Raw genomic sequence first — 23,126 nt, forward strand, 5'->3', positions numbered from 1 at the left:
TTAATATAAATAGATTAAAACTATCATCCTCTCATTTCTTACTATTTCTCCTTATTGCTTTCATTTCCTCATTCAGAAAAGATTTTATTTTTCATTGGATATATGATACATTGACTTTGTATATGAGGTAATTAAAGGAGCAAACTACCTATGGAAGAAAAGCACTTGCGAGTCATTGATCAAGCTAAGGAACAATATATTGAAAAAATTGCTGATAATATGAAGACGTATGGAGTTTCCCCTACAGTCGGTCGTATTCTTGGTATTATTTATATGAATAGAAAACCAATGACATTAGATGAGCTATCCACTGCAACTGGAATGAGTAAAACAAGAATGAGTCAGGTTGTTAGAGAGATGCTAGATATTAATATTGCTGAAAAAGTTTTTGAAAAAGGGGTTCGTAAAGATATTTATGATGTAGAAACAGATTATTACGAAACCTTTATTTCAATTTTCACATCAAATTGGAGAAAAACGATTAACCGCAATAAAATTTTTGAAAAAAAATTAACACGTGAGCTGCTGATGTTAAAAGATAATGAAGAATTATCACAGGAAGCAGAAGATCAAATCAATGAATTATTAAAGGAAATGAAAATTTGGTCGGATTATTATCAATGGCTTACTCGTTTAGTTGACTTTTTTGAAAGTGGTGAAATATTCGAGCATGTGCCGAAAACCACTGAATGGAGAGGAAAATAATTAACATAAAAGCTCCGTGGTAATATACCCTTTTTATATTGAAATAAAACATAGAAAATATTTCAAGCAGTAGTTTTCATGTAAAAATCTACTGCTTTTTATTAAGCTTTTTTACTAAGTTAAATAAATATAAACGTTATAAAATTTTTCACTCTCATTATTTCCTTTCATCCTATAAAAGAAGGTGACCAATTGACTGGAATTATATTATTTGATGGAGTATGTAATTTTTGCAATGGAAGCGTACAATTTATAATAAAAAGGGACCAAAATAAATATTTTAAATTTGCTTCCCTTCAAAGCGAAGTTGGGGCGAAATTATTAACGGAGTATGGAGTAAACAGCTCACTTGACAGCTTTGTACTTATTGAGGATGGCAAATTATACACAAAATCGGAAGCGGCATTACGTGTTTGCCGAAGTCTTAATGGATTATGGAAATGGGGATATGCTTTTCGAATCATCCCACATCCAATAAGAAATTGGATATACGATATGATCGCGAAAAATCGTTATCGGTGGTTTGGTAAAAGGGATAGCTGTATGATCCCATCTAAGGAAGATCAGGAAAGATTCTTAGTATAGTAACCTATCAGTATGAAAAAATAAAATGGGGTCGTCTTATAAATGTAAAGAACGACTCCATTTTTATACAATCATTTAAGGCTGCTTTTTGAGTAATAACTCTTTTTCCCAATCAGCTTCCAGCATCACTTTTGGCACTGGTGTCGGTTTTCCGTTTTCATCAAGTGCTACCATTGTTAAGGTGGATGTAGTTGTTAATCGTTTTTCTTCCTCCTCTAAATTCTCACACTCGACCTTTACATAAACCTTCATTGATGTCCTCCCAGTTGAAAGGACAAATGCCTCCAAAGTCAAAATGTCGCCAACTTTTGCAGAGGAAACAAAATGAACAGCATCGATTGACGCAGTTACTACCACTTTTCGAGAGTGCTTCATTGCTGAAATAGCAGCAATTTCATCAATATACGATAAGATGGTTCCTCCAAAAATAGTTTCCATATGGTTCGTATCTGGAGGTAATACAAGTTTAGTTTGATAGGTCCTTGATACATTTACAGAAATTGTTTTCTCCATCATTTCTCCACTTTCATGTATATTTACCACTATGAAGTACAGGAGAGAAGAAATTAAAATAAAAGGTACTGACCATTTTTCTTAAGACATACCCCTAACATAAAATAGATGTTTTACCTATCTTAAATGGTAAATCACATATTGTTAGCCAGTCCTAAAAATAAAATACGCTGATAGCAGAACAGACCAAATCATTAATTGTCTATTAATCTACCAATGTACGAATCTTCCCAACTCCCGAGGAAAATAAGTCGCTATAAATATGGCAGGTCTCCTGACTCGTGTATCATTCTACTTTAAGTCCTTCCCATCCAAAATTGGACAGTGGTTATCCTTATTTCGTCAACACTTACAGTTGCGGGTACAGTTCTGGAATTTCACCAGATTCCCTTTTCATTTTTGGCAAACACCATATTTATCGGCAAATATTTCACTATAGTAGTATAGAATTATCATAATATATTATGAATTGACTTACAATTTATAATTTTAAAGATTAAGTTGAAAAATATTGAACGATTTGTTCTCTTTCTGTTGCTTAATCAAATTTTATACTTTCCAGTTCAGGAATCGTTTGCAACATTTTTAATATTTCAGTCTCCTTTTTCTTCAACTTCTTTGATTTTAATTGTAAATCCACGACAAAAAGTGGATGATTATCAACCGACGTTACTTTTACCTGGTACGATTTCACATCTAAATGATTTTCGGATAAAATAATGAGTGCCGCAGAAATCGCTTCATTTGTTCGAACATGAATCGTTAATTTATGGAACTTCGGAAAAACTGGTTGAAATAATCTACTTAAAATTTCTAAAGCAATTAATACTAAGAGCGTTCCAAAAATACTTACAATATACATGCCTGCACCTATCGCTAATCCAATTCCAGCTGTTGACCAAAGTCCAGCTGCAGTTGTTAACCCATGAACGGATTGACGTTGTATAAGAATGGTACCTGCACCTAAGAAACCAACTCCACTGATGACTCCTGCCGCAATTCGGCTTGGGTCTAATTCAATTGTTCCACTATTTACAACATCAAAAAATGCATATTTTGAAACGATCATTGCTAATGCACTTCCGACGGCCACAAGGAAATGGGTACGTAATCCTGCTTCTTTATAACGCTTTTCTCTTTCAAATCCGACAAGTGCTCCCAATATCCCCGCAATTACAAGTCTTGCAATTAATTCAAGCTCTATCATTATATATAACCCCTTTCCCCATTAATGTATGGCTTTGATGATTATGCTATTACAAATCTAACATACATCCATTTTTCCTTTCTAAAGGTTTGATTAGGTTTCATTCTCACTAGCAAAGCTAAGTCACACCATTAAGTTAAACATTATTTCTATTTATATATGTTTTATTAGTTTATCCTACTTAAAAAATAAAAAAACGAGTGTATAAAAATATACACTCGATCTAAGTTGCAGCTCTTTAAATAGAAATCCTGCCTTTAATTTATAACTTATGCGATGAAAGTTGCAATTTTCTTTTGGCAATCGTTCCTAAACGCACAGATAATCCTATTGCAATAATTGTAAAGACTATAATCATTACTATTACACCAATCCAACCAAAATCACTATAGAACATACCTCCCACCGTACCACCTATACTTGAACCTATATAGTAAAAAAATAAATAAAGTGAAGAGGCTTGTGCTTTATCATGTGTCGATAATTTGCCAACCCAGCCACTTGCAATGGAGTGTCCTGCAAAAAATCCAAAGGTAAAAACGGCTATTCCAATAATTTTTAACCAAAGATTTGTATTTAACGTGATACATGCTCCAATTAACAAAATTAATAAAGATAATTGCAATATCTTTCGTCTACCATGCTGATCAGCAAGCATTCCCATCCATGTCGAACTAAACGTTCCAACAATATATACAATAAAAATAAAACCGACGATTGTCTGACTTAATGAATACGGAGGAGCAATTAATTGAAAGCCAATATAATTATAAAGTGATACAAAGCTTCCCATTAATAGAAATCCAGTCCCAAATAAATAGATTAATCCTGGCTCATTAAATTGACTAATTAAAGATTTTCCTAATTTAACAACAGCAAACTTACGCGGTTGGAAATGAGCTGATGTTGGTAATGTAAACCAAAATAATAAACTTGCCATTAAACTAATAATACCAATACCAATAAGGGCAATATGCCAATTAAAATAATCGGTCAATACTCCACTAATAATTCGTCCTCCCATACCACCGATTGAGTTTCCACTAATGTATAATCCCATTGCCATCCCTAAGCTCTTAGGGTCGATTTCCTCACCTAAATACGCCATTGCGATGGCTGGCAACCCCGCTAGAACTATTCCCTGTAATATTCTACAAAGAAGTAATAAATGAAAGTTTGGACTTAATGCTGTAATTATAGCTAAAATCGATGATGCTATTAGGGAGATGGTCATGACCGATTTTCTTCCGAATACTTCTGATAACGAGCCAACTACTAGCATACTTATTGCTAATGCAATCGTAGTAGATGATAAAGTTAAACTAGAAACCGCAGGTGAAATGTGGAACTCATTTGCTATTTCAGGAAGTAATGGCTGTGTACTCCAAAGGATCGCAAATGTATTAAACCCTCCAGCAAACAAAGCTAAATTGGCCATTCGAAAACTTTTTGTTCCACGTTTTATATAACTCATGATGCGTCTTACTCCTTTATAACTACCAATGTCTTTTTGAGGTTATGAACTATTTAATCGATCTTAACTTTATTTTTTACATATTCAATGAACCTCTTAGTAACGGGTGATATATAGCGCCCTTCTTTCCAAGCAATACCAATTGTCCTTTCACAGATGGGATGGATAATTCGAATTAGCTTAACCTTTGATTTATCTAAAATCGTTAAGTCCGGCACTAATGAAACTCCTAATTTAGCGGCAACTAAACCTGCTACCGTTCCAATTTCATCCCCTTCAAATACTACTTGTGGAAAAAAGTCAGCTTCCTTACAAAGCTGGTCAGTAATGGTACGTAAGCCATATCCATTTTTAAAAGCAATGAATGGCTCATCTTTAATCAAATGTAAATCGATTTCATCTAATTTTGCTAAGGGATGATGAATTGAAACAATTAAATATAGTTCTTCCCTTAGTAATGGCTGACGAATAATCCCCGCCTGATCTTGGTCAAAAGAAACGAGTGCAACCTCAGTTTCACCAGCGTCTAATTGCTCCAATACATGCTGGGATGATGCCTGATTTAATCGGAATTTCACATTTGGATATTCGCGCTGAAATGAGCTGACCAATTTTGGCACAAAACTCACTCCTAGCGAGTGTAAAAAGGATAATGAAATAGTTCCACGGTCAGGATGAATACTATCCTGAATTTCTTGAATTCCCATTTCAATTTCTTTTATCGAACGTTCTACACGCTCGAGAAACATTTTTCCATATTGATTTAAACTAATATTTCTTCCTTTTCGATCAAAAAGTTGCACGCCTAGCTCCTCTTCCAGCTTAGCAATAGATCGACTAAGGGCAGGTTGGGAAACCGAAAGCAATTCTGCCGCTCGAGTAAAGTGCTGTGTGCTTGCAACTACTTGAAAATACTGAATTTGATGCCATTCCATCCGTTCACCCTCATTTACTGCTTTGTTCATTCAACTTCATCATACTCCTGAACACTCATAACTTCCAATTGTAAATTTGCATGATATTTATGCATATTGATTATGTAGGCAACAAATATTATTAATACAATATGATGATCATAAAAAACACCCTCCTGCGAAATAAATTAATGGCAGTAGAGTGGTATATCTTTTTATAAGTATTTTACTAAGGCTTTGTTTTCAAACATTGTTGCTATTTAAGTTAAGTTTTAACGAATAACAATCAGAAGAAACCGCTACATCTTTCATTTCTGTGAAAAGAGCTCCAAAAGCCCATAAGAATTGCCCAATCCCTTATTGGATGTATACGCTGGCATTTGGGATTTTTACAAAAACAACAAAGTATACGAAAACAGCTTTTATTAAAAAGCTTATGAGTAAAATTATTGTTTTAACTTGTTAAAATAATCCGCATAATCTTTTGAAAGCTGGTCAATTGGTGCATATATTTTTTCCATCGCTTTAATTACACGTTTGTATACTATTTGTTGTTTTTCTTCATTATAATTGTCTACAATATCCTCTTTTTTTAATTCACTAAGCAGATTCAAATATTTATCCATTCCATAGTTGGAAATTAAATAGTCTGTTAATAGGAAACCGAGACTATAAATGTCTCCCGAATCATTCGTGTAATTTATATTGTTTAATTCATTAATCGGCTTAAATGTTTTAATATTATCTAAGAGAATGTTCTCTCTTTCCTTTACTCCATTTAAATCTATTCGTGGGTTTCCTTGAGGGTCTTTTGAAACCGCACTAGAAATATATATTGCCAGTCCTTCATGCATAAACTCTGTGGCGTTGTCATTACTGATTTCTGCAAGCATTGTGTGAACCACTTCATGCTTCATTATATTATAAGTGACATCAGAATAAGTGGTATCTACGAAAAATTTTAAAGAAATAAAAGACTGACTGACCCCAGGTACTGTTTCCCATGGAACAGAAGCGGATAATTCTTCAAGTGAATCATATAATTTTACATTAACTTCCTTTGGATCCCAATCAAAATATTCTATATATAGATCAACCAACTTTTTAAGATCTTTCATTACTTGGGCAGCCTGATATTCTAATGAAGGTAAATAGTAGAGATTTATTGGTCCATTTGTCATTTTCTTGAATGGAAGATCATTTATTTTCCATTTTCCCCCTTTTTTAATGATCGTATATGTTATTTGATTACTATAGATTTTATCTTTATTTTTCATATCTATTTGTAGTGTTAAATTTCCTTTTGTCAAAGATGTAAGTTCTAATTGCCTGATCTTGGTAGTTAAGCTCACTCCTTCTTTTCGCTTTACATACACGCCCAAAATCCATGCATCCTGTTCTTTATAGAAAAGTTTATTTTTTTCATTTTGAAATGATAAGAATTCCTTTCTATTATTATCATCAATGGCTTCAATCATTTTTGCAAAATACGTTTTGGCAGCTTGTGCTTCTTTTTCAAGTTCCTCTTCATCAATTTCTTTCGTTTGGATTGCTTGACTTTTATTATTATCATTTTTTATGTTTATTTTCTTTGTAGTTGATTCGGATTGACATCCAGCAAGCAGGATGATAAAAATAATAAAATACACTTTTCTCATTCATATCCCTCCTAACATAATTAATAATTAAAGTTCTTCATAATATGAATCTTTCCCTTCAAATATTTTTAATTTTTTCAATAATTTGTATATTAATTTTATCCTTTAAAAAAATGCACTTTCTCAAATATTATTGCTAAGGTTTTAACGTATAAGTATTGTCTGAAGACTGCTATATCTTTCATTTGACTGAGAATAAAGCTGCGAACTCCATAAGAATTGCCCGATCCCTTATTAGATGTAAGTGCCAGTAGTTTGGCTTTTCCAAATGTAACAAGCTTTACGAAATCAGCAAATTTAATAAATTTACCAGTAAATAGACTTTACCTTTCTGAACATTTTGTATATAATACAATAAATTTATCATTATTAATGCTTAGACGAGGAAAAGTAAAATGAGGATGTTTTCACCAGAGAGCTTCGGGAGCTGAAAAGAAGCAAAACTATTCATTTGAACAATGGCCTCTGAGCTTCGAGCTGAACGTATGTATCCATATTAGTAGGTCCAGACGGGTATTGCTACTCGTTATCAAAAGCACAGTATCAAAGCTTTTTTCTTGCTTTCGTACTTGTCGAGACTAATAGCGTGAGCTATTAGTAATTAAAGGTGGTATCACGGGGAACCCAGCCTCGTCCTTATTTGCTTAACAGCAGATTAGGGCGAGGCTTTTTTTATTTTTGGAGTTATGCATTAGAGAAATAGCGAAGAACATATATAAAAGGAGGAAATGATATGAATGTGTTTATTGGTGGGGCTTGGCCATATGCAAATGGTTCATTACATCTTGGTCATATCGCCAGTTTATTACCAGGTGATATTTTAGCAAGATATTTCCGATTGGCTGGTAGAAATGTTTTATATGTATCTGGGAGTGATTGTAATGGTACACCTATAGCTATACGTGCTAAGGAGGAACAAACAACTCCTAAACACATTGCTGATTATTATCACAAGGAATTTGTAGAATGCTTTTCAAAGCTTGGATTTACTTATGACCTCTATACAAGAACAGATTCATCTCATCATCATCAAATAGCACAGAAAATCTTTTTGGCGCTGCTTGAAAACAATTTTATTTATAAAAAAGAAATTGAACAAACCTATTGTGAGTCTTGTTCTCAATTTTTACCCGACCGATATGTTGAAGGTATATGTCCAAAATGTGGGAATGCTGCCCGAGGTGATCAATGTGATCATTGTTCTACTATTTTGGATCCAATTGACCTACTAGAGAAAACTTGCAAAATTTGTGGAACGATACCTGAAATAAGAAAAACCGAGCATTTTTATTTTTCATTAAGCCAATTTCAAGAAAGTCTAGAACTTTATGTTGCTAATGCTAAAACACATCATTCTTGGCGTGAGAACGCCATTCAATTAACAAATCGTTATTTTCAGGAAGGTCTACATGATCGGGCTGTTTCCCGTGATTTACCTGTGGGAATCAATATCCCTGTAAAAGGGTATGAAGATAAAAAAATTTATGTTTGGATTGAAGCTGTTGCTGGCTATCTCTCAGCTAGTATACAGTGGGGAAAAGAGCATCAAGTTGATGACGCAAAATTTTGGGATGAACATTCATTATCCTACTATGTTCATGGAAAAGATAATATTCCATTTCATACCATTATTTGGCCAGCCATTTTAATGGGGATTAAGAAAAAATCATTACCTACACATATCGTTTCGAACGAATATTTAACGATTGAAAAAAAGAAATTATCTACCAGTAGAAATTGGGCGGTTTGGGTCCCTGATTTAATCGAACGATACCACCCAGATTCTATTCGTTATTTCCTAACCATTAATGCTCCAGAAAATAAAGATACTGATTTTTCCTGGCGTGAGTTTATATATAGTCATAATAGTGAGCTGTTAGGTACTTATGGAAATTTTGTACATCGATCATTAAAATTTATAGAAAAATATTATTCAAGTGTTGTTCCAGATGGAAACATTGATCCTTATTTCGATAGTAAAATCGCTAATCTCTATAAATCCGTTGGTAATCAAATTGAAGGAGCACACTTTAAGAGATCTTTAGAAATCATTTTTGATTTTATAAGGGAGGCGAATAAATACTTCGATCAAGAACAACCTTGGAAACAGATTCAAGAGGATAAAGAGGCATGTAATAACACTCTTGCCAATTGCGTCTTTATCATTGCTAATTTAGCACAGTTATTGGAGCCTTTTCTACCCTTTTCCTCTACTAAATTATTTAAAAAATTAAAAATTGCCAATCCAGCTTGGCAAACAATAAAAATTAAATCCCTGCAGTTAGAAATAATTGAGCCATTATTTGAACGAATTGACATCAATCAAATTGAATATGAAAGGGGAAAATTACTAAACCAATAAATAATTGCCAGGCACCTAGATATATCTTCGTGCCCCGGCAAATTCTTTTTTGTAAGAAGGTGTATCAATAGAAATGATTTCTACTTGTTTTCCTGCCTCAGGTGAGTGGATCATTTTTCCATTACCAATGTACATGGCAACATGATGGACTTTTCCTTTTCCATGATTAGTGGCAAAAAATAGTAGATCACCTGGTTGAAGATTTGTTTTTAAAACAGGTTTACCTCTCTTATATTGCTCAGAGGCATCTCTTGGTAAGTGCATGCCATAAGATTTATAAACGGAAAAAGTAAAACCAGAACAATCAAAACCGTATGCAGAAGTACCTGACCAAAGATAAGAAAGTCCTAAAAATTGCTTGGCCGTCATGACAAGATCAGTACCCGTTGGCTTCGGAAATTCTGCTTTAGAGGTGTAAATATTCACATCTGTTTTTTTTACCCATTTTACTTGATTCGTAGGTGTATTAACCTGAACCCAATTTTGCTCCTCACTTATAACAGGTAGTTTCGTATTAAAGCTTATTTCCAAATCTTTTTTCTGTTTGTCATCGTATAAATGGGTTGTTCTTGTTTTAACGATGGCAAACGGGCATTTTTCATATTTTAATAGTCCTATATGAATTTGTTCTTTAGGCAGCCATCCTGGATATCCATACTTATTTTTAGCAGTTGCCTGGTCCTTAATGGCAATTTGTACCCATTCTCCTTTCGTCCTTAAAATTTGAACCTCTTGCCCATATAATGCTTGACTCTCAGTTTTACCGGTTAGCCAAATCCGTTTCTGAACATTTGGCATACTGTTTGTCCATTTTCTCATGTCAACCGGAATGGACAATACGGACTGATCAATGGATCGTTTTGAACCCGGTTCTTTCCAAAGAGTAGCTACAGGTACATTGATATAGCTTTTTTTCACAACTGATGATTGATTACACTCAGAACTAGTTATAGCTTCTACAGTGTTATTTCCTAAAGAAAATACAAATGAAAGAAAAAGTGCAAGAATACTAGTTTTCAACCACTTCATCCCTTTCCCCTCCTTCTAAAAAAATTTTGCAATTATAAAAAAATATAACATACAAAGGAGGAAACATGTATTATTTTTGGATATATCTACCTTATACTATAAATATATGTGATGAAAGTAATAAATAGATGCATCTATTACGGAACTTTCTATGGTAACTTTCGTACATATACTAAGGAGTGGGATTAATGAAATGACCAATAGGTATAAGCATAATTAGCTATTACTATATTTTTGGAGCATTTATTTTATTTATAACATCCATCTTCTATGAATCACATATAAATGAAATCGGTATTTCAGATAGATTTGGTTTAAGTCACGTACCTGAACAATTAATGAGAGTGGTTGTTGCCATTGCAACATTAATTATCATTTATGGATATATGAAATTAAAAAAATGGGGATTTTGGTTAATGATAGTGTATTCTATTCTTTTTGGGACTATAAGTCTAGTGCTGACAATTACCTATAACCAGCAACCTTATATTGGCAATATGATCTGGTCTTTTATTGTATTACTATATACATTACATACACACAAATCTTTCAAACACAGAAAAGTATGCGAGTCCAAAGCTGATTCTTGTTCAGTAATTAGATAAAAAATAGATCAAGCACTATGACAAAGTGCTTGATCCATTTGTTTTCAGTATGTAGTCTCTATACTCTTTTGCTAGATGCAAAGACGAAAAGTTACCTTCTTTTATCTGTTCCTCAATTTCCTTCGCTTCATTCCAGGCTAAATTGTATACGTACTTATCAATTATTCCACTTGCCAAAGCCCCTTCCAATTCATCTGCATCCTGTTGAATCATTTCTCCCGAGGGAAGAACGATGAGGTCTAGGTATAAATCATCCCAAAATGGACGACCATTCTCAACTCCATTTTGTATGCAAATATCAATATACCATTGAATAATTTCCCCACTGTCATTAAACATTGTTGTTACAGCGTGATGCTTATCTTTTGGAAATTGCTGAAGCCATGAGTATCCATTATCGGCAATGCATAACATTTTTTCTCCATAATTTATGTACAATGGTTCTGTTACTTTAATCATTTTCAAGAAAGATAAATATCCCTCGAATGTTTCGGTCTGCACAAATGTTTGGATGTACTCTCTCTCCGTAATACGCTTCCATCCTAGACGATCCCCAAATTTTCTCTTTAACATCCAATCCCCCTTATTCATCGTTAAAGCCACCATTGTTCCTGTGGTAGTAATACAGTCTGAATACTAAATGAATCTTTAAACCAACTTTTCATTAATGTCCTCATTACTAAATATTCTGAAGCGGAATGAGAAACCCCTATAAGTGACATGGTTGTATTTGGGACATATGCAAGCATTTGATTATATTTCATCCTTCCATATTCATTATCAATATGACAATGAATCTCACCAGTTATATAGGCTTGTGCCCCCTTCTTTTCTGCTTCCTTCATCCAGTCTACTTTGTCTCCGCAGCCCGCAATAATAGCAATCCTTTCAATTGACTCTAGCTGCTTACCTTCGAAATCAACATATGGAATACAAAATTTGTTCTTTAGTGTTTCAACAAGCTGATCTGTATCGGTTTTTTGAATCTCACAAAGCAATATTAGGTTTTGATTTTTCTCATTTGGAAGGTATCCATCCACAATTTTTGCATGTAAAGTCTGTGCTATAGCAATACTTGTCCCAAGCCTTTGATGATAGTCTAACGGCTCATGACAGGTATACACAGATAATCTTTTCTTTTTCATTGCCAATAAGTATTTTTCAGGAATCGGGACAAACCCTCTACCTGATTTACCGTTTGGATCACCACATTCCATTAATAATGGATGATGCATGAAAAGAAGATCCCCTTCTTTACTCTCATCAATGAATCGAGTTAATACATCTTCAGTAGGAAAAACAGCTAAAAAAACCTTTTCAACTTCAGCACTTCCCCTGAGCATAAGTCCGTTGAAAAGCTGTGCAAACTCGTTTTCAAAAACTGATGTCCAATCAAATGGTAACGGATCATAAACGGCTGGAATAAATCGACTAAAACCTGGATCACTTCTATAGGAATGGATATCCAGCTCACGATTTAATTGGCGTACTAACTGATCTAGTAAAACCATATTCCCTTCTCCTCTCATTGTAAAGCTCAATGTATGAATCACTGCATTCATGATATAAAAGCATTCAGTTCTACACGTTATAACCAATATTTAAATGAATTGCAGTTCATATTTATCGTACATGTTCAAGTGAATTCCCTAAATCAATATCTTCTGAATTTAAAAAAAGCCTTGAAATACTTTCATTTTAACATTTCGTAAAATTATATAAATACAAAAAATTATTATCGTAGTCAATAAACTATTAAAAAAGTAAAAAAGTAACCTTTTACCGACCTCTATCAGAAAAGATTACTTTATTTATATATTTTTATTAATTCGTCTTTTTACTCCTGTTTTATGTCAACAGACTAGAAACATAAAGGTAACGAGCCACACTCTTCCTTAGAATGAAACCATCTTTCTATGTATAATTTATCGAAAGAAGGTGTACTCCTTTTACTTTTCACTGTTTTTGTAAAGTTTGTTTTTTATTGCAAAAGCCCCAAGGTAGGCTTTACAATCAATAAAGGATTCAAACATTCTTGTGGAGTTTGCAGCTCTTTCTCAGTGAAATGAAAGTATAGTAGTAGATAGTTAATAGGTAAACCTAATTTTAACTAGCAACAATGTTGAGAGAGGTGCTTTACTTCTTTATAGGAGTAACAACTGCGAATAAACTATCTGTTGGATCAGATACTTTTACTTCAATGATTTTATATCCATCTTTGCCTTCGTTTTCCCTTGTTATTTTCAATTGAATATCGCCCATTTCGATTTCTCCTCCTTAAAATTTCTCACAGTAGGCATTATATGAAAAAGCTTAAAAAAGGTTCCAATAATTTTTAAAATTCCTCAAGTTTTCTTCGATTTAATAAAATCATCTAATACTTTATGTACAAAATAAAATAGGGCTGACAAAACATTTTAATGTTTACCCCAAAATTAAATCAGGTTATAATGAAAATTATGTAATTTCGGATATCGAAATGAATTGTGCTTATTTGATAACAAAAAGGACATTACTGGAGGTGAAAAAATCAACTGATAGGTCTGTTATAAATGTGTAAATAAGTACCCACAAAAAAACTAATTTAATGATTGAAAGGCGAGGAAAAATTGAATACACCTAGTGGAAAACAACGAATCCAACTTGCTTTACTTTTAGGATCACTTGGTCTTTTAGGACCTTTTACAATAGACACATATTTACCCTCCTTTCCTACTATTGTAAAAGATTATCAAACTACTGCTTCACTTGTACAAATCAGTCTAACTGCATGTTTATTAGGACTAGGATTAGGGCAATTATTTATTGGCCCATTGAGCGATGTAAAGGGCCGTCGTAAGCCATTGCTATTTTTTCTATGCTTATACTTATTAGCTTCTTTAACTTGTTCCTTTGCCCCAAATATTTATTTCCTTATAGTGGCACGCTTCGTCCAAGGCTTTTCTGCAGCAGGTGGTCTTGTAGTCTCCAGAGCTGTAGTCAGAGATTTATTTAGTGGAAAGGAATTAACTAAATTTTTTACCTTAATGGTGTTAGTTGGTAATCTCGGACCAATTGTTGCACCAGTTGCTGGGGGAATCATTCTTTCCTTTACCAAATGGAATGGTGTTTTCATTGTTTTAGCCTGTATTGGTGCTATATTAATCTTCACGGTTTCATTGAAGCTTAAAGAAACATTGCCAGTAGAAAAACGAGTTCCAAGTAACTTGCCACAGCTTCTGAGCAATTTTGGCTCCTTATTCAAGGACCGTGCGTTTATGGGATATGCATTCACTCAAGGCTTTACAACTGCAGGGATTTTTGCCTATGTGTCCGGAATTCCGTTTGTCTATCAAAATATTTATCATGTAACTCCCCAACAGTTCAGTCTATTATTTGGTGTGAATGGTTTGGCGCTTATTATTGGAAGTCAAACGGTTGGTCGCTTAACGGAAAGAATTTCGGAGCGAACGTTCTTAAAAATTGGGTTAGCAATCTCAAATTTAGCTGGAGTATGCTTATTAATCTCGCTACTTTTAAAAGCACCGCTCATCGCTGTTGCTATTCCGATTTTCTTTTTTGTCTTATCCATCAGTATCATCGGTACAACATCCTTTACATTAGCTATTGAGTCACAAGGACATATTGCTGGTAGTGCCTCAGCATTATTGGGATTATTACCATTCGTACTTGGCTCGTTAAGTGCCCCACTGGTCGGAATAGCTGGATCATACACTGGAATTCCAATGGGAGTAACAATCTTTAGCGCTAGCCTTTTGGCATTTCTTTCCTATTTTGTTTTAGTCAGGAGAGCTTCGATTCGGGTGCCGGGTTCGCAAACTTCGGAACAAGTTTCTAAGTTATAGTTTGGGAATAGCAAGCAATTGGACAATAACAAAAAATCACGACAAAAAGTACCCAAGTAAAGATGATTCACTTGGGTATTTTTCGTCCAATGTAAGACTTGACCATTGGTATATTCAGTTAAGTCCAAACAGAATGAGGCAGTTTGGTCTGTATGTTAGACATATAACTCAACTTTTCGGTGCTAAGAATTTATTACTCTTACTTCTAACATATTTTTGGAACCCAATAATGTTCAGTGATTTCCATTCACTATTTTGAATTAAATAAATTCGTTTGCAAAAAATTATTCCAAAAAAAATATGGTTTTACTTGAAAATTAAAATAAAGCATAGTAAAATGTCCAAAGTGATCATTTAAAATACTATATTACCTGTATAACTTCTAGAATATGGCTAGAGGGTCTCTACCAGGAACCATAAAATCCTGATTACAGAAAATGAACTATTCATTTTTTGTAATCAGGATTTTTTTGTTCTCTGTAAAAAAATCCATTAATCCTATTCCTATTACTACCAATTTATTAGAAAGGATGTTAAGTAATCTATGAATTATAAAGTTTTTATACTAGCTTTATCAACGATCGCTGTTGGATTAGTTGAATTGATTGTCGGCGGGATATTACCAACGATCGCTGACGACTTTAACATTTCGTTAAGCACCGCTGGACAGCTGATTACAGTATTTGCTCTTATTTATGCCATTGCTGGCCCAGTTCTGCTCGTATTAACCAATAAAATCGAACGTAAAAAATTATATCTTGTTTCTTTGTTTGTATTTTTCCTTGGTAATGTCATAACCTATTTTAGTCCAAATTTCACTTTTATGATGGTTGCTAGGGTTTTGACGGCAATGAGTACTGCACTTATCGTCGTACTTTCTTTGACAATTGCAGCGAAAGTTGTTGCTCCGCCTCATCGGGCAAAGGCTTTAGGTCTCATTTTTATGGGTATCAGTTCTTCACTTGTTTTAGGTGTACCACTAGGAATTTTGATTTCTAGTACATTCGGATGGCGTATCATTTTCCTTGGAATCGCAGTATTATCAATAGGATCTATGGTGCTAATTTCACTATTTTTAGAAAGAATTCCAGGAGAAAGGACTATACCACTTGTTCAACAATTAAAAGCAGTAGGAAGTGCAAAATTAGGTACTGCGCATCTAGCTACTATGTTTATGCTTGCAGGTCATTATACACTTTACGCGTATTTCACACCATTTTTGGAAAAAAATCTGCATCTGAATTCCTATTGGATTAGTATTTGTTATTTTGTATTTGGAATTGCAGCCGTCTGTGGTGGGGCTATAGGTGGAACTCTATCGGATAGGATAGGTGCGAAGAAATGCATTATTCTAGTCATTAGCACATTTGCCATTGTACTATGCTTATTACCTTTTACAACTTTTTCTCTTGTTTTATTCATTCCTATAATGATGATATGGGGAGCATTAAGTTGGAGTCTGTCACCACCTCAGCAAAGCTATTTGATACAAACCGACCCGGAAACCTCCGATATACAGCAAAGCTTTAATAACTCAGCCTTACAGATTGGCATTTCACTTGGATCTGCAATAGGAGGAATTGTATTAAACAAAACCGGATCGGTAACAAGTACAGCCTGGGTTGGAAGTGCTGTTGTCATTATCGCCTTACTATGTGCAATCTTTTCTTTAACTAGACCGGCAATCACTAGAGAAACATCAACTGTTTCTTGAAAACATCGGAAAACATGGGGACGGTTCTAGTGCTTCGAAGAAGCATTAGAACCGTCCCTTTGCTTCAAAATGTTCCTCTTCCAATCGAATAATTTCAATTTGGGGATTTAGGACTTTTAATTTTTTCGCTAAGCTTTCGATTCCAAAGATTTCGGTAAATGTATGACTTCCTGCGATTAGATTGATCCTGGCAAACTTGGCATATTGGATTGCATATAGTGTTGCTTCTCCAGTGATGTATGTATCGCATCCCGCATCTAAGGCACGTTTTATTACTTTTGTAGAATCACCAGCACCTGTTAAAACAGCAATTGTTTTAATCATTTGATCATTATTTTTCCATGCACTCACTGGTTCGTTTAATTTTTCAGACATCAGTTTAACAAGGTTTGTAAATGAAATAGGATGATTAAATAATCCTATAGAAGGGAACTCATTTCCATTTTCATAGTGAGAGTACTGTTTAATCACATCTACCTCAAGAATATTCATTAACGATGTACATGTCCCAAACTCAATGTAGTCAAGTGGTGCATGAATAAAGAAATGAGTAATATTATTTTCTTCAAGCTTCTTCATACACTGATCTTTCATACCATACAAAAAGTCCCATGCATCATGATGAGTAATCATTAAATCAACATGATTCAGTGCAGCTTCTTGGATCGTTTCTAAAGTTAAATTTGTTGCGTAACCAATTTTTGAAAATGATGTTTTGGAAATAGAAGTAAATCCATACTCATCATCTTCATGTTTTACTAATTCCTCACCAAATAAATCCTTAATCTGCATTTGAAATTGTTCTAATTTCATTAGTTCTATCCCCCTCAACGGGGACGGTTCTAGTGCTTCGAAGAAGCACTAGAACCGTCCCTTTACTTCCAAGTCTCCATTGTATAAGCCATTTCCCAAAAGCAATATTCATAATACGCACTCCTCCAAAAGAATTCTTTCATTTCGGATTGTTCTTCTTCTGAAGATGCTTCAGCGAGTTCATCTATTCGTTGTATTTGCTCGGTTACAAGCTCCCTGAACCAATCACCGTTATAAGCGGCTATCCATTCTTGGTAAATCATTTCATCTGGTTGACAATCCTTCAAATAACTTCCTATATCTAAGTACAACCAATAACAAGGTAAAATAGCTGCGATTATATAACCCAATTTCCCGCTTTGAACAGCTCGATACATATGAGAGGTATAAGCATATGCTGTTGGTGCGGGTTTAAAGGCTTTTCTTTCTTCCTCTGATATTTCGAGTAGAGCAGAAAATTTACGATGTAAAGACATTTCAGCTTCGTATGTACCTTGTGCATGATTAGCCATCCGATTTGTTGTATATAAATCCCTTGATACAGCTGCACCATATGATTGAACTCTAGCAAAATTAGATAAGTAATAGGAATCCTGTAAAACATAAAAACGGAATTTTTCTATTTCTAATTTGCCATTACCTATTCCTTGTACAAATGGATGTTGAAGACTTGCATCCCACCATTTTTTCGCTTCCTTTCGGCATTCCTTTGCAAACGACATACTCCCTCATCCTTTCCAAAAATAAAAAACCACTATCATACTGGGAAGTGGTTAGAAAACAGAATAAAGATGGAAATATATCATTCTGCTCCACTTCCCTCCGCTAGTATCAACTAGATCAGGTTCAAAGGGTCTTAAAGTTGAACTTTAATCTCAGCCCTTAATAAAGGCTCCCCTAGTGGTCATTATTATCTTATTGTCATAATCATCCTAACATACAAAAAATATTATTCAAGGGATTTTCCCTACCTATAATATAATTTCAATGGAAAATTATAGAGTTTACTTGTAGATAATCGCCCAAACATCCTACTCAGCTCCAATCTTCTCTTTCCAACATATTATTCTTCTTAATTTTTATGATATAATGATACCGGACATAAAATGAGGAGGATTCCTATGAGCCAACAAACTATTCAGATATCAAAGAAAAACCAAATTATTGAACTTCGTATCACACAGATGGCTATATATTTACAAAGTAAAATCATTGAAGCCATGGATAACGAAAAACATGTTTACTATCTTTTCTTCTATAAAAATCACTATATAACTTACGTTAAACCCTCCAAACTCAAACGAAAATCTTTTATTAGTGAAGCATTAACTAAAGGTCTAATCTTACCACCTAATCACCCACTAGTCTTTTCTTCCATCACACTAGAACATCCATTTAAGAAGTATTCCTTTCAACAACTAATTAAAAAAGCCGAAAATCTTTTTACTCCACAAGAAGTTGCCTTTCTTACAACCTTTTTTGAATCATTTATTTCGAAGAAGACCATTTTTTCCTACATACAAACGATCTTTTATGATTACCGTCGCAATGGCAAAATGTTTTCAAGTTATCGTATTCTTCGCATCCTGATGGATTTTTGCCCAAATGAGAGCTGGGTAAAAGGTATTGCAAGTGACTTAAATTTTATCAAATATAGCAAGCTATATGATCAATTAGCAGATGTATTAATCGATAAAGATCCACTCTACATGGAAAATCGACTTTTTCAATTGAAAGAAAATAAACAGGAATATCAAAGGCTAGAGCAATTATTAAAACATCAATCTAGATGGATGGACTTAATCGGATTTTATCTACAAACTATTAATGTGGAAAATTATCCATCCCTTCTCCAATTCATTCAGATACATTTACCGAAAGAAGATGTAATCTCCGTATTAGAGGATTTAATCCAAAAAGAGCAGCACATTCCAGAATTAATTAATGATCTATTAGATTTATATATAGAAAATAAAGATGCAGAGAAGCTGATTCAACTATTAATTCGCAGCAAACTTTCCCTAACTACCTCACAAGCCCAAGCTTTTGAAGAGATACTAAATGAAGTGAATCTAAATCCTAGGTATTTTCAATCCGAACAAATAGATTCAATCCTAGCACCACTGTTTCATATAAATCCTGAAAAAGCTAAAATTTTTCTTCACCAATCCATTACTTTACTTCTAAAAGAACAGAATCTTGATTCCATTATTGAATACCTTGAACCACTAAAAGGCTGTATTCCTGCAATACCCATCTTGAAAAAAATCGAGCAAATGCAGAAGCTTTCAAACGATCCTGATCAACAATTATTACTCGGCCAATTATTTTATGAATTTGGACAATATGATCAAGCAATTGATTGTTTTAGCTGGGAAATGGAACTAAAAGCTTATGATCCGAAACCTGTTAAATGGCTAGCAAAGCTATATAACGAAATTGGAATGAATCAAGAGCATCAAGCCTACACACAATTATATATAGATATGCAAAAAAGAGCTTAGAGAAAAAATGCATTTCATTTTGTAACATGCTGATTGACTGTTAGAATGAAATTACGTATTTACCGAAAAAAGAAAGAAGATGAATCTATGGTTAATCATTCAAAAAAAATAAATGAAATTCGTTATTCTGTGCTTGACCTTTCTCCAATTGTCCAAGGAAGTACTGCTTCGCAGTCATTGATAAATACATTAGATTTAGCAAAACATGCAGAGAAATGGGGGTTTACTCGTTACTGGTTGGCAGAGCATCATAATATGCCTGGGATAGCAAGCTCCGCTACTTCTCTTGTTATAGGACATGTAGCGGCAGGAACTAAACATATTCGTGTAGGTTCAGGAGGGATCATGCTTCCCAATCATGCACCATTAGTAATTGCTGAGCAATTCGGGACATTAGAATCCCTTTTTCCAGGTAGGATCGATTTAGGATTAGGCAGAGCTCCTGGTACTGACCAGTTAACTGCTCACGCTTTAAGAAGGGACGGGCGAATAGATGCGGAAGATTTTCCGCAGCAAGTAGCTGAATTACGTGCCTACTTTAAACCAACTGGCAAAATGCCTGTTCGGGCAATACCTGGAGAAGGATTAAATATTCCGATTTGGTTACTAGGATCTAGCGGTTTTAGTGCACAATTGGCTGGCCATCTAGGACTACCGTTTTCATTTGCAAGTCATTTTTCTCCAGAGAATACTTTACCTGCATTGGATTTATATCGACGTAGTTTCCAAGCTTCAGAAGTATTACAGGAGCCTTATGCGATGGTTGGTGTAAATGTTATTGCTGCTGATTCAGTAAAAGAAGCTGAATTACTAGCAACCTCGATGCAGCAACAATTTTTAAACTTAATTCGCAACAATCCAATGCCCCTTTTGCCGCCTGTTGATAATTTTAGCGAACTATGCAGCGATTATGAAAAAGCTCTACTACAGCAACGAATCGGGGCTTCCATTATAGGAGATAGAAAAATTGTAAAGGAAAAGCTGCAGCATTTCTTAAATGATACACAAGCAAATGAAATCATCATTAATGCACAAATATACGATCACGATGCACGACTTCGTTCATATGAAATTGTTTCAGAAGTTATGAAGGATATATAAAGAATTAATTTACAGGTACCTTAGAATGAAAGGTGCCTGTTTTTTTTCATTTAGTGTTACATAATTGTGAATAGATGGATCATCATTCGGATAATCAATTACTTTATGATAAACTAAGCATAATTATTTACATAGATACAAATAGTTAATCAATAGAAAAATTGTAAAGGATTGTTCATTATGGAGTCTAAAAAGGTACTACCTATTTTATTTTTAATTATGTTTCTCGTAATGGTGGGATTTGGAATTATTATTCCGGTTATGCCATTTTTTGCAAAGGAAATGGGGGCAAATCCGACCGAGCTAGGATTATTGATGGCTGTCTATTCTTTTATGCAACTTATTTCCGCACCTATTTGGGGCCGTGTTTCTGATAAAATTGGACGTAAGCCAGTTATGATGATTGGGATATTAGGTCTTTCTGTGTCATTTATTTTAATGGCTATTTCCAGTCAACTCTGGATGCTATTTATCGCTAGAATCATTGGAGGATTATTATCTTCAGCAAATATGCCAACAACAATGGCTTATGTGGCAGATATTACTTCTGAGGAAGATCGCGGCAAAGGAATGGGAATTATTGGTGCAGCTACTGGTTTAGGATTTATTTTCGGACCAGCTATTGGAGGGTTATTTTCTAAGACTAGTCTAAATATGCCCTTTTATCTTGCAGCTGCCTCTTCATTTATTACCTTTCTTCTTGTTCTATTCGTCTTAAAGGAATCTCTCTCAAAAGAAAAAAGAGGACAGCACGCAGATAAAAAATCATCAATATGGAGCTCCTTTAATGGTTCATTATCTATCTTATATATTTTACAATGGTTTATTTCATTGTCATTGTCTGGATTAGAGGCTTCATTTGCCTATTTTGCAGCCAAAAAGGCGGGATTAGATACAATAGACCTAGGCTATATTTTTATGATTATGGGGTTCGGTAGTGCCCTTGTTCAAGGGGGATTAGTTGGTAGATTTTCAAAAAAATATGGAGAGGGCACAGTGTCCAAGGAGGAATCATTGTATCAACCATCGGCTTTGTTTTAATACTACTAGTAAATAGTTTTACAACTGCAGCAATCTTTTTAACCATTTTTGGATTAGGAAATGGCGTCATTCGACCTTGTGTATCAGCTCTTTTAACGAAAAAATCAACTGCCGGTCATGGAAGTGCTACAGGATTGCTTTCATCCTTCGATTCCTTCGGAAGAATTATCGGTCCGCCACTAGGAGGATGGTTATTTTCGATAACAGCGGGTCTCCCGTATATTTCTGGGGCAATACTTTCCATACTTGCATTGATGCTTTATCAAGTATATCGTATAAAAGAAAAACAGCACCGGACTATATCTTATTGAATGAGGAATGGGTTGTCTACTCAACTTTAAAGACAACCCCTTTTTTTATTTATAAATTTATTATACAGCTCCTATTATTTTCCCATCGCTCATTTTAACAATTCGATCAGCATAAGTGAGCATTTCTTCGTCATGAGTCACTAGTAAAGTAGCAATATTTAATGTTCTTGCCAAATGACGAATTAATGACATGACATCTTTAGATCTTTTTGAATCGAGGCTTGCGGTTGGTTCATCCGCAAAAAGTATTTTAGGTTTATGGATGATTCCCCGTGCAATTGCAACTCGTTGTTTTTCCCCGCCAGATAATGAAGACGGATAAGCATCTCTTCGGTGATCCATTTCCACCATTTTGAGCATCTTGTTTATTTCTATTTTTTGTTCATGCTTTTTTAATTTTGATTCAGAAACATCCAACATAAGGAGCAATTGTTCTTCAACCGTAAGAAAAGGAACAAGATGAGCAAATTGAAAGACGAATCCAAATTTATTTGCTCGGATTTTCCGAATTTGTTCTGAGTTCATACTGATCATGTTTTTCATACCAAGCATTACTTTTCCATCTGTAGCTGGTTGAAGTCCTGCTGCAATTGTAAGGAGTGTGCTTTTACCGCTGCCTGAGGGACCTACTAAAGCAGTGATTTCCCCTTCTTTCAGAGTAAGATCAATACCTTTTAAAATTTCTTCCTTTATCTCACCATTATAAAATGTTTTTCTAACGTTCTTTAAAGTAAATATCGACATC

Annotated in this window: 19 protein-coding genes, 1 pseudogene, 3 riboswitches and 1 other annotated feature; of the genes and pseudogenes, 8 read left to right on the forward strand and 12 right to left on the reverse strand. The window is 34.3% G+C overall.

What is annotated here, in order from left to right; translation table 11 throughout:
• The first annotated feature begins 150 nt into the window (after window positions 1–150).
• Together NST63_RS14890 and NST63_RS14895 are read left to right on the forward strand one after the other, a co-directional pair.
• Complete coding sequence (locus tag NST63_RS14890) at window positions 151–705, forward strand: GbsR/MarR family transcriptional regulator (RefSeq protein WP_058003901.1); 555 nt, start codon at window positions 151–153, stop codon at window positions 703–705.
• Between the two features lie 192 nt (window positions 706–897).
• Window positions 898–1,290 (forward strand): thiol-disulfide oxidoreductase DCC family protein, encoded by a 393-nt coding sequence (locus NST63_RS14895; protein WP_341042768.1) that lies wholly within the window; start codon window positions 898–900, stop codon window positions 1,288–1,290.
• 75 nt (window positions 1,291–1,365) lie between these two features.
• Here the strand turns inward: NST63_RS14895 and NST63_RS14900 are convergent, their stop codons facing one another.
• The 5 genes from NST63_RS14900 to NST63_RS14920 all read right to left on the reverse strand — a co-directional run bounded on the left by NST63_RS14900 (window position 1,366) and on the right by NST63_RS14920 (window position 7,056).
• Complete coding sequence (locus NST63_RS14900) at window positions 1,366–1,803, reverse strand: acyl-CoA thioesterase (protein WP_058003899.1); 438 nt, start codon at window positions 1,801–1,803, stop codon at window positions 1,366–1,368.
• A gap of 247 nt (window positions 1,804–2,050) precedes the next feature.
• A riboswitch (cobalamin riboswitch) is annotated at window positions 2,051–2,232 on the reverse strand.
• A 109-nt stretch (window positions 2,233–2,341) separates the two neighbouring features.
• Window positions 2,342–3,013 carry an MgtC/SapB family protein gene (locus tag NST63_RS14905; RefSeq protein ID WP_212942685.1) on the reverse strand — a complete coding sequence of 224 codons (672 nt, stop codon included), beginning with the start codon at window positions 3,011–3,013 and terminating at the stop codon, window positions 2,342–2,344.
• Window positions 3,014–3,272: 259 nt separating this feature from the next.
• Window positions 3,273–4,484, reverse strand: a complete 1,212-nt coding sequence (locus NST63_RS14910) for an MFS transporter (protein WP_058003897.1) — start codon at window positions 4,482–4,484, stop codon at window positions 3,273–3,275.
• A gap of 53 nt (window positions 4,485–4,537) precedes the next feature.
• The gene (locus tag NST63_RS14915; protein ID WP_212942687.1) at window positions 4,538–5,419 is read right to left on the reverse strand and encodes a LysR family transcriptional regulator; all 882 of its coding nucleotides are present in this window, start codon (window positions 5,417–5,419) and stop codon (window positions 4,538–4,540) included.
• A 425-nt stretch (window positions 5,420–5,844) separates the two neighbouring features.
• Complete coding sequence (locus NST63_RS14920; protein ID WP_341042769.1) at window positions 5,845–7,056, reverse strand: hypothetical protein; 1,212 nt, start codon at window positions 7,054–7,056, stop codon at window positions 5,845–5,847.
• A gap of 368 nt (window positions 7,057–7,424) precedes the next feature.
• Window positions 7,425–7,697: a binding site (T-box leader), on the forward strand.
• A 92-nt stretch (window positions 7,698–7,789) separates the two neighbouring features.
• Here NST63_RS14920 and metG point away from each other — a divergent pair.
• Window positions 7,790–9,418, forward strand: coding sequence for a methionine--tRNA ligase (metG, locus tag NST63_RS14925; RefSeq protein WP_341042770.1), 1,629 nt, complete (start codon window positions 7,790–7,792; stop codon window positions 9,416–9,418).
• 15 nt (window positions 9,419–9,433) lie between these two features.
• On the opposite strand, the gene NST63_RS14930 is transcribed toward metG, so the two are convergent.
• The 4 genes from NST63_RS14930 to NST63_RS14945 all read right to left on the reverse strand — a co-directional run bounded on the left by NST63_RS14930 (window position 9,434) and on the right by NST63_RS14945 (window position 13,314).
• Window positions 9,434–10,447: a C40 family peptidase gene (locus tag NST63_RS14930; protein WP_212941565.1), complete on the reverse strand. Its 1,014-nt coding sequence runs from the start codon at window positions 10,445–10,447 to the stop codon at window positions 9,434–9,436.
• Between the two features lie 620 nt (window positions 10,448–11,067).
• Window positions 11,068–11,625 carry a DUF402 domain-containing protein gene (locus tag NST63_RS14935; protein WP_341042771.1) on the reverse strand — a complete coding sequence of 186 codons (558 nt, stop codon included), beginning with the start codon at window positions 11,623–11,625 and terminating at the stop codon, window positions 11,068–11,070.
• A gap of 20 nt (window positions 11,626–11,645) precedes the next feature.
• Window positions 11,646–12,563 carry a Nif3-like dinuclear metal center hexameric protein gene (locus NST63_RS14940; protein ID WP_341042772.1) on the reverse strand — a complete coding sequence of 306 codons (918 nt, stop codon included), beginning with the start codon at window positions 12,561–12,563 and terminating at the stop codon, window positions 11,646–11,648.
• 625 nt (window positions 12,564–13,188) lie between these two features.
• Window positions 13,189–13,314 (reverse strand): hypothetical protein, encoded by a 126-nt coding sequence (locus NST63_RS14945; protein ID WP_276513963.1) that lies wholly within the window; start codon window positions 13,312–13,314, stop codon window positions 13,189–13,191.
• Window positions 13,315–13,661: 347 nt separating this feature from the next.
• Between NST63_RS14945 and NST63_RS14950 the strand changes: the two genes are divergently transcribed.
• The gene (locus NST63_RS14950) at window positions 13,662–14,897 is read left to right on the forward strand and encodes a multidrug effflux MFS transporter (RefSeq protein WP_212942691.1); all 1,236 of its coding nucleotides are present in this window, start codon (window positions 13,662–13,664) and stop codon (window positions 14,895–14,897) included.
• 351 nt (window positions 14,898–15,248) lie between these two features.
• Window positions 15,249–15,348, forward strand: a riboswitch (purine riboswitch).
• Between the two features lie 93 nt (window positions 15,349–15,441).
• Window positions 15,442–16,611, forward strand: coding sequence for an MFS transporter (locus tag NST63_RS14955; protein ID WP_341042773.1), 1,170 nt, complete (start codon window positions 15,442–15,444; stop codon window positions 16,609–16,611).
• A gap of 45 nt (window positions 16,612–16,656) precedes the next feature.
• Here NST63_RS14955 and NST63_RS14960 read toward each other — a convergent pair whose 3' ends face one another.
• Both NST63_RS14960 and tenA read right to left on the reverse strand, forming a co-directional pair.
• Window positions 16,657–17,424 (reverse strand): Nif3-like dinuclear metal center hexameric protein, encoded by a 768-nt coding sequence (locus NST63_RS14960; protein WP_341042774.1) that lies wholly within the window; start codon window positions 17,422–17,424, stop codon window positions 16,657–16,659.
• Between the two features lie 62 nt (window positions 17,425–17,486).
• Entirely contained in the window at window positions 17,487–18,146 is a 660-nt protein-coding gene (gene tenA / locus NST63_RS14965; protein ID WP_341042776.1) for a thiaminase II, read from the reverse strand.
• A gap of 78 nt (window positions 18,147–18,224) precedes the next feature.
• Window positions 18,225–18,333: riboswitch (TPP riboswitch) on the reverse strand.
• A gap of 212 nt (window positions 18,334–18,545) precedes the next feature.
• On the opposite strand from tenA, the gene NST63_RS14970 reads away from it, so the two are divergent.
• From NST63_RS14970 to NST63_RS14980, 3 genes and pseudogenes are all read left to right on the forward strand, one after another.
• Window positions 18,546–19,928: a tetratricopeptide repeat protein gene (locus NST63_RS14970; RefSeq protein WP_341042777.1), complete on the forward strand. Its 1,383-nt coding sequence runs from the start codon at window positions 18,546–18,548 to the stop codon at window positions 19,926–19,928.
• An 87-nt stretch (window positions 19,929–20,015) separates the two neighbouring features.
• Complete coding sequence (locus tag NST63_RS14975; protein WP_212942692.1) at window positions 20,016–21,029, forward strand: LLM class flavin-dependent oxidoreductase; 1,014 nt, start codon at window positions 20,016–20,018, stop codon at window positions 21,027–21,029.
• Between the two features lie 180 nt (window positions 21,030–21,209).
• Window positions 21,210–22,381 (forward strand): annotated as a pseudogene (locus NST63_RS14980) (MFS transporter).
• 60 nt (window positions 22,382–22,441) lie between these two features.
• Here NST63_RS14980 and NST63_RS14985 read toward each other — a convergent pair.
• A complete protein-coding gene (locus NST63_RS14985; protein WP_212941574.1) occupies window positions 22,442–23,125 on the reverse strand; it encodes an ABC transporter ATP-binding protein in 684 nt (227 codons plus the stop codon).
• Window position 23,126: the final 1 nt, after the last annotated feature.

Origin of the sequence: Heyndrickxia sp. FSL W8-0496, assembly GCF_038007825.1 — a bacterium.
GTDB lineage: Bacteria > Bacillota > Bacilli > Bacillales > Bacillaceae_C > Heyndrickxia > Heyndrickxia oleronia.